The sequence below is a fragment of the Umezawaea sp. genome, assembly GCF_036375055.1.
Classification (GTDB): Bacteria; Actinomycetota; Actinomycetes; order Mycobacteriales; family Pseudonocardiaceae; genus Umezawaea.
In genome coordinates this window covers 45,437-53,039 of record NZ_DASUSQ010000022.1, presented here as the reverse complement: position 1 = coordinate 53,039, position 7,603 = coordinate 45,437, and the positions used below count along the sequence as shown (strand labels likewise).

Sequence of the window (7,603 nt, the reverse complement as noted above, 5' to 3'; positions counted from 1 at the left end):
CCGCCCCGCCCCGCACCGACCCAGGGGAGTGGCACCCGTGAACCCCACCCATCGCCTGTCCGACTCGTGGCGCCACTGCGTGGGCACCGGGAGGCTCAACCTGGCCCTGCGGTCGGACTACCGGGAGTCGCTCGCGCTCGTCCAGCGCGACATCGGCTTCCGCCACATCCGCGGCCACGGGCTGCTGTCCGACGACATGGGCGTGCACCGCAAGTCCTCGGTGGACGGCAGCGTGCGCTACTCGTTCACCTACCTGGACCAGGTGTTCGACAGCTACCTGGAGCTGGGCGTCCGGCCGTTCGTCGAGCTGGGCTTCATGCCGACGGCGCTCGCCTCCGGCGAGGACACGGTGTTCTGGTGGAAGGGCAACATCACCCCGCCCCGCGACCCGGACGAGTGGGCCGCCCTGGTGCGGGCCGTGCTCCGCCACCTCGTCGACCGCTACGGCCTCGACGAGGTGCGCACGTGGCCCGTCGAGGTGTGGAACGAGCCGAACCTGGTGGACTTCTGGAAGGACGCCGACCAGCAGGCGTACTTCCGGCTCTACGAGAACACCGCGCGGGCCGTCAAGGACGTCGACGCGGGCCTCCAGGTGGGCGGTCCCGCGCTGTCCCCCGGAGCGGACGGGTGGTGGGAGCCGTTCGCCGACTTCGTGGCGCGCCGGGACGTGCCGGTCGACTTCGTCAGCAGGCACGCCTACGCCTCCGGTCCCGCCCAGCCCATCCCGTTCGGCACCTACCAGACGCTGACCGCGCCGCAGGAGCTGCTCGACCAGTTCGACGCGCCCCGCAAGCACCTGGCGGGCACGGCCCTCGCGGGGCTGCCCGTGCACATCACGGAGTTCAACACCTCCTACCGGCCGGACAACCCGATCCACGACACGGCCTACAACGCCGCCTACCTGGCGCCGGTCCTCGTCGGCGGCCTCGACCTCGTGGACTCCTACTCCTACTGGACGTTCTGCGACGTGTTCGAGGAGGACAACGTGCCCACCTCGGTGTTCCACGGCGGATTCGGCCTGCTGACCCACCGCCAGGTGCCCAAGCCGACCTACCACCTCTACGCGTTCCTGGCCAGGATGGGCGCGTGGGTGCTCGCGCGCGGCGAGGACCACCTGGTCTGCGCCGACGACGACGGCCGGGTCACCGTGCTGGCGTGGCAGCCGGTCGGCGGCACCGACGGCCCGGACGCGCCCGACCGGCACGAGGTCCGGGTGTCGCTGCCCGTGCGGGCCGCCCGCGCGTTCGTCCGCCGGGAGCGGGTGAACGAGCACGACGGCAACGCCTTCGCCGCGTGGCGGGAACTCGGCCGACCCGCGTCGCCGGACCTCAGGACGTTCGACCTGCTGCGCGACTGCGCCCGCCCGGCCGTCGAGCACCGGTCGGTCGCGGTCCACGGCGAGCGGGTGGAGCTGCGGCTCCCGCTGGCCCGCCACGAGGTCACGTTCGTCGAGGTGCTGCCGGTGCGCCCGCAGGGGTACGCGGGCCTGGACGACCGGCGGCTGCTCGGTGCCTCCGACGACCGGCTCGTCGCGGAGCACGAGCGGTGAGGCCCGCACCCGACCCGGCGGCCGAGATCGGCGGTGGGTTCCTGGCGCGCTCGGCGGCCGTCGTCTACTGGCTGCTCGTGATCGAGGTGCTGGTGGTGCTCACGACGGCCCCGGCGCTCGCGGCGGTCGTGCTGCTGGCGGGAGGGAGCGGGAACGCGCCGCTGATCGGCCTCTGCTTCGTGCCGGTGGCCCCGGCGCTGTCGGCGGCGATCTTCGCCTGGCGCGTGTTCCTCGCCGACCGCGACCTGTCGCCCGCCGCGCACTTCTGGCGCGGCTACCGGCTCAACTGGCTCGACGTGCTGCGCTGGTGGCCGCCCGCGCTGGTGGTGCTCACCGTGCTGGGCTTCACCCTGGCGAACCTGGACGTGGCGGGCGTGCCCGCCGGGTACGGCCTGGTGCTTCTGCTGGTGGGGCTGGCGGTCCTGCTCTGGTCGGCGCAGGCGCTCGTCCTGTCGTCCGCGCTCTCGCTGCGCACGCGGGACCTCGTGCGGCTGGCCGGGTACTACCTCGGCGCCCGCCCGGCCACCACGCTCGGCACGGCGTCGCTGCTCGTCGCGGCGGCCGGGACCGTGGTGCTGACGTCGGACTGGGTCCTCCTCCTGCTCGCCTCACCCCTCACGCACGTCCTGCTGCGCACCGCCGAACCGGTGCTGCGCGACGCCACCGGGAGGTTCACCGCGTGAGCCGGATCGCCTACGGCGGCGACTACGACCCCGAGGAGTGGCCGACGTGCCGAGACCGTTCGCCGGACTGCTCGGGCTGCGGGTGGAGGAGACCGACGCCCAGCGGCCCGACGTCGTGAACCCCGTGCGGTTCGGGGCGGTCGAGCACGACGCCCGGCACGTGTTCGAGGTGGTGGTGCCGGAGCCCTCCACGGAGGTGCTCGGGACCTACGGCGCCGACTTCTACGCCGGGACGCCCGCGGTCACCCGCGCCGCGCGGGGCGGCGGCAGCGCCTGGTACGTGGCGACCCTGCTCGACGACCCCGGTGTGGCCGCGGTGGTGCGGGCGGTGCTGGACGAGCACGGGCTCGCCGGACCGCTGGCCGACGTGCCGGACGTCGAGGTCGCCGAGCGCGTCACGGAGGAGGGCGTGCGGCACCTGTTCCTGCTGAACCACAGCGGTTCCCGCGTCGTCGTGCCCTGCCCGGCCGACGGTGTCGACCTGCTGGGGGGCGCGGCCCGCGCCGCCGGGGACGAGGTGGTGCTCGACCCGGCGGCGGTGGTCCTGCTGCGCTGTCAGTAGATCCGCCTGCCCCGGCCGTCCGGTGCGCCGGACTTGCGGTGGAAGTAGGTGTTGACCTGGTCGCGCCACTCGGTCGCGCACCGGAGCTGCTCGGTGAGCAGGTCGGTGACGCGGTCGAACACCGCGGCGGGCACCCGGCCCTCCAGCGCCGCCCAGGTGGCGGCCGTGCGGCGGACCTCGTCGTGGCCGTCGAAGTGGGTGTCGTAGATGTGCTGGACCACGGTGGTGCCGGAGTGCAGGACGTGGTCGTACGGGACGTGGTGGAAGAACAGCAGCAGCTCGTCCGGGCAGGTGTCGAGCGATTCGTAGACGTCCCGCCACGGCGCCGGGTACTGGCCGGTGAACCCGGTGCCGGTCGCCCGCGTGCGGTCCACGCCGACGCCGTCGCGGTCGGCGAAGTGGTAGGTGCCCCAGCGGGAGTACTCGTAGCCGTCGACGGCGGGCCCGTAGTGGCCGCTGGGGTTGACCATGAACCCGACGCCGAGCGGAGCGGTGTACCGCTCGTAGGTGCGCCACGAGTCGTCCATCACCCGGTGCAGCGCCTCCCGCACGCCGTCGTCGGCGAACGTCAGGCCGATCCACTCGTCCAGCACGGCACCCTGCGCCAGCCGGTCGTCCCACGCGAGCCTGCCGAACCCGTAGAGGTTGGCCTGCGCCAACGGGTGCCCGGTCCAGAACGGGTCGGTGCCCGCGTTCGACACGGCCACCACCCCGGCCACCGCGTCCGCGACCGCGCCGCCCCCGTCGCCCCACGGCCGGAACGCCAGCACCTCCCGCCACTGCGGGACCAGGTAGCAGACGTGCTTCTGCTGCCCGGTGTACTCCTGGGTCACCTGGAACTCCGCGGCCAGCCGCGTGCTCGGCATGGACGCGATCACCGGCGACACCGGTTCGCGCGGCTGGAAGTCGATCGGACCCGCCTTCACCTGGAGGACCACGTTGTCGTCGAACCCGCCGTCCAGCGGGGCGAAGTGGTCGTGCGCGGCGCGCGCCCTGTCCGTCGACCGGTCGCGCCAGTCCTGGTGGTGGTCGTAGACGAACGCCCGCCAGAACACCGTGCCGCCGAACGGCTTCACCGCCCGTGCCAGCGCGTTCGCCCCGTCGGCGTGGTCGCGGCCGTAGGCGAACGGCCCCGGCTGGCCCTCGGAGTCGGCCTTGACGACGTAGCCCGCGAAGTCGGGGATCGCGGCGTACACGGCGGCCGTCGTGCGGGCCCACCAGTCGCGCACCTCGGGGTCGAGGGGGTCCGACGTGGCCAGCCCGCCGAGCACCACCGGCGAGGCGAAGCTCACCGACAGGCCCACCCTGATCCCGTGCGGGCGGAACACGTCGGCGAGCCGCACCACGTCGGGCAGCAGGTCGGTCAGCAGCCGCGCCTCGGTGCGGTGCACGTTGACGTTGTTGAGACCGACCCGGTTGACGCCGATCGAGCCGAGCAGCCGCGCGTAGGCGGCCACCCGGCTCAGGTCGGACCGCACCGCGCCGTCGTCGTAGAACAGCGAGCCGCCCGCGTACCCGCGTTCGACCTGGCCCATCACGGGGTGGACGTCGACGTTGTCCCAGTGGTCGAGCATCCGGATCGGCTGGCGGGGGGCGAACTCCCCCGCCGCGGCGGCGCTGAAAGCTGCTTCACCCAGGCGGACGACGTGGTGGAGGCCGTAGAGCAGTCCGGCGCCGCTCGCGCGGACCGTGGTGGTCGTCGCCGTGCGCTCCACGGTGAACGCCTCCGGATCACCGCCGGAGTCGTTCGTGCCGACCAGTTCCAGGTCCACCGCTCCGTCGCCGACCACCTCGCCGCCGTGGTCGCGCACCGCCGCGGCGACCTCGCCGCGCACCGTGGCGACGAGCGGCCCGTCCCCGACGACCCGCACCCGGCGGGAACCGAGCGGGCGGAACGCGGACGGCGGCAGCCAGGCCGGGTCGACACCCTCCGGCAGCGCCGCGACGGAGTAATCGTTCATGCAATGAACTTAAACAGGGTTCCGCGGCCGGGCAAGGGCCGCCCGCCGGGTCAGAGGTGGTAGCCGCCCGAGACCTCGATGTTCTGCGCGGTCACCCAGCGCGAGTCGTCCGACAGCAGCGAGGCGATGACGAGGCCGATGTCGTCTGGCTCGCCGAGACGGCCCAGCGCGGTCCTCTCGACGATCGGCGGGATGACCTCCGGGTACCTGTCGAAGGCGTCGCCGCCGATCCGCGTCCTGGTGGCGCCGGGCGCGACCGAGTTGACCCGGATGCCCCGCCCGCTGAACTCCTTGGCCATGTACCTGGTGAGCACCATGAGACCGCCCTTCATCGTGCCGTAGGCGGAGTAGCCGACCTCCACGCAGTGCGGCAGGCCGGAGTTGCTGGCCGTGTGCACGATCGCGCCGCCGTCCGCCATGATCGGCAGGAGCGCCTGGGTGAGGAAGTACGGCCCCTTGAGCAGGACCCGCGTGAGCGCGTCGAACATCTCCTCGGTCGTGTCCTCGAACGGCGCGCTCTGCCCGAAGCCCGCGTTGTTCACCAGGTAGTGGAACTCGTCCGTCCCCCAGGTTCCGCGCAGGGCCTCGGCCACCGAGTCGCGGAACGCGGGGAAGGCCGCGCTGTCACCGACGTCCAGCGGTAGGGCGACGGCCTGTCCGCCGCCGCGCTCGATCTCCGCGACGGTGTCCAGCGCGCCCTCCTTGTTCTTGCCGTAGGTGACGACGGCGCCCGCGCCGCGCTTGGCGATCTGGACGGCGGCGCTCCGGCCGATCCCGGAGCTGGCGCCGGTGACGACGGCGATCCTCATGGTGGGTTTCTCCCCGCTTCTCGCGTGCTGGACCGGTGTGGTGGCAGTCAACCGCTCCGAGCCGCGGGGGTGTGAGGGCAAAGATCGCGGATCCTTGCCCGATCCTGCCGACGTGAGCCGGAACGGGTGCTGGGCGGGCCGAGCGGCTGAGAGCCGGGGGAGAGCGCGGGGCGCGACCGTGGGGAGCGGACGTGTGCGCGGTGCGTCAACCGCGGGCACGCCGGGTTCCTGTTGTCCACACCTGGAGGTTCCGATGCGCTTTCTGGCCCGCCGCCTCGTGGCGGCGGTGGTCGGGGCGGTCCTGCTGGCAGCGGTGGCACCGCCGCCTGCCGCCCTCGCCATCCACAACGGCTACGACGCGCCCTTCCGGCAGTACCGCTTCATGGTGTCGCTGCGCTTCGCCGAGGCTCCTGACGACCACTTCTGCGGCGGCACGCTCATCGCGCCCGACGTCGTCCTGACCGCGGCGCACTGCGTCGCCGACGCCGGACCGACCGACCTGGTCGCCGTGGTCGGTGTCGACGTGCCCGGCTGGCCCCGCGCCCAGCGGGTCCCCGTCGTGGACCGCCGGGTCCCGGCCGAGTACGACCTGACCGTCGACAACCGGGGGGACGTCGCCGTGGTGCTGCTCGCGTCGCCGCAGTCCGCGCCCACCGTGCGGCTGGGACGTGGTGAGCCGTCGACGAGGGACCACGCCGTCACGGTCGGCTGGGGGTACACGGACGCGCCGCCGGACCACGGGACCGCCCCGACGTCGTTGAGGGGCGCGCACCTGGTCGTCGAACGGGATTCGGCCTGCGGCGCGGACGTGATGTGGAACCCGCCGTCGCACGGGGCGGGTTCGATCTGCGCCAGCGGGAACCGGGCCGCGGTGAACTACGGCGATTCCGGCGGGCCGCTGCTGGTCGGCGACGGTCGCGGCGGTGTCCGGCAGGTCGGTGTCGTGTCGCTGTTCTCCGACAAGCCGGGGGCGAGGTACGCGTCGTTCACGTCCGTCGCGGTCGAGTCCCGGTGGATCGCGGGCGCGGTCGCGTCGATGCGGAGGGGGTGACGAGCGGGGCACCCCTCGGATCCACGAGGGGTGCCCCGTACCGGCTCAACCGACCGCCAGCACGTCCACCCCGGTCAGGAACGGCGCGCCGTAGGGGGAGGTGTCGGTGTCCGGGTCGCCCGCCAGCACGGTCAGCCGCAGCGGTGGTGCCGTGGCCCGCCCGGTTCCGCCCACGTCGTAGGACACCAGCAGGGACGGGTCGGTGAGCGAGTCGAGGCGCAGCGCCATCGTGGCCTCGTCCGGGTCGTCCATCGAGCCGAACAGCCGCGCGGGCACCGGGGTGAAACCCAGCCCGCTCTTGAACGAGAACAGGCCCGGCCTGGTCAGGTGGCCGTACAGCGCGGGGTCGGTGCCGAGGGAGATCTCGGCGTGGCCCATCTCCCTGGCCGTCTGGAACACCTTCATGTACAGGGCCCGCACCAGGCGCTGCTGGCGGCTGCCCGGCGCCGTCGTCGCGAAGCGGATCACCACCGTGGAGATGTCCCGGCGGATCCGGCACACGCACGAGCCCACCAGCTCGTCCGCCGCGAACGCCTGCACGGCGAAGTAGTCGTCGCCCTGCTCCAGTATCTCGTCGCGCTCCAGCGCGGCGTAGGGCACGCCGTGCCGCATCGCCGCGATCTGGGGCTCGTACAGGCCGAGGAACACGTCGAACGACTGCGCGTCGAGCGGGGTGACCACCTTCATCCCGATGCCCCGCTCCGAGGCGAAGCGCTGCCCGGCCCGGATGCTGCGGCGCTCCTTGCCGTCCAGCCGCGCCAGGAACTCGTCCTCCGACGCGCCGACGGGAGCGGTCCAGGTGATCCACGAGGGGTGCACCCGGAAACCCGCGGCGTGCAGGGCGGGCCAGGAGTCCGGCGGGGGGTCGACGACGCGGACCAGGTCCAGCCCGGCCGTCGCACCCCAGTCCGCGCCGAGCGCCTCCTGGACGGTGATCAGGCCGGTCGTCAGCCCGAGGTCGGTACTGACGTCCATGCGCGCCTCCTCG

Annotated in this window: 7 protein-coding genes; 4 read left to right on the top strand and 3 right to left on the bottom strand. The window is 73.3% G+C overall.

What is annotated here, in order from left to right; genetic code table 11:
• Nucleotides 1-37: 37 nt before the first annotated feature.
• Genes VFZ92_RS07535 through VFZ92_RS07525 form a run of 3 tightly spaced genes read left to right on the top strand, consistent with a single transcriptional unit; the run spans nt 38 to nt 2,794 of the window.
• Entirely contained in the window at nt 38-1,549 is a 1,512-nt protein-coding gene (locus tag VFZ92_RS07535) for a GH39 family glycosyl hydrolase (RefSeq protein WP_330875070.1), read from the top strand.
• Nucleotides 1,546-2,232, top strand: coding sequence for a glycosyl transferase (locus tag VFZ92_RS07530; RefSeq protein WP_330875069.1), 687 nt, complete (start codon nt 1,546-1,548; stop codon nt 2,230-2,232). The genes VFZ92_RS07535 and VFZ92_RS07530 overlap by 4 nt, the downstream gene beginning before the upstream one ends.
• Before the next feature lie 46 nt (nt 2,233-2,278).
• Entirely contained in the window at nt 2,279-2,794 is a 516-nt protein-coding gene (locus tag VFZ92_RS07525) for a beta-galactosidase trimerization domain-containing protein (RefSeq protein ID WP_330875068.1), read from the top strand.
• Here VFZ92_RS07525 and VFZ92_RS07520 read toward each other — a convergent pair.
• Nucleotides 2,788-4,755, bottom strand: coding sequence for an alpha-glucuronidase (locus tag VFZ92_RS07520; RefSeq protein WP_330875067.1), 1,968 nt, complete (start codon nt 4,753-4,755; stop codon nt 2,788-2,790). The two genes, VFZ92_RS07525 and VFZ92_RS07520, sit on opposite strands and share 7 nt — an antisense overlap.
• Before the next feature lie 50 nt (nt 4,756-4,805).
• Nucleotides 4,806-5,564, bottom strand: a complete 759-nt coding sequence (locus tag VFZ92_RS07515) for an SDR family oxidoreductase (RefSeq protein WP_330875066.1) — start codon at nt 5,562-5,564, stop codon at nt 4,806-4,808.
• Nucleotides 5,565-5,817: 253 nt separating this feature from the next.
• Between VFZ92_RS07515 and VFZ92_RS07510 the strand changes: the two genes are divergently transcribed.
• A complete protein-coding gene (locus VFZ92_RS07510; protein ID WP_330875065.1) occupies nt 5,818-6,615 on the top strand; it encodes a S1 family peptidase in 798 nt (265 codons plus the stop codon).
• Between the two features lie 45 nt (nt 6,616-6,660).
• Here the strand turns inward: VFZ92_RS07510 and VFZ92_RS07505 are convergent, their stop codons facing one another.
• Nucleotides 6,661-7,590 carry a GNAT family N-acetyltransferase gene (locus VFZ92_RS07505; protein WP_330875064.1) on the bottom strand — a complete coding sequence of 310 codons (930 nt, stop codon included), beginning with the start codon at nt 7,588-7,590 and terminating at the stop codon, nt 6,661-6,663.
• Between the last annotated feature and the right edge of the window lie 13 nt (nt 7,591-7,603).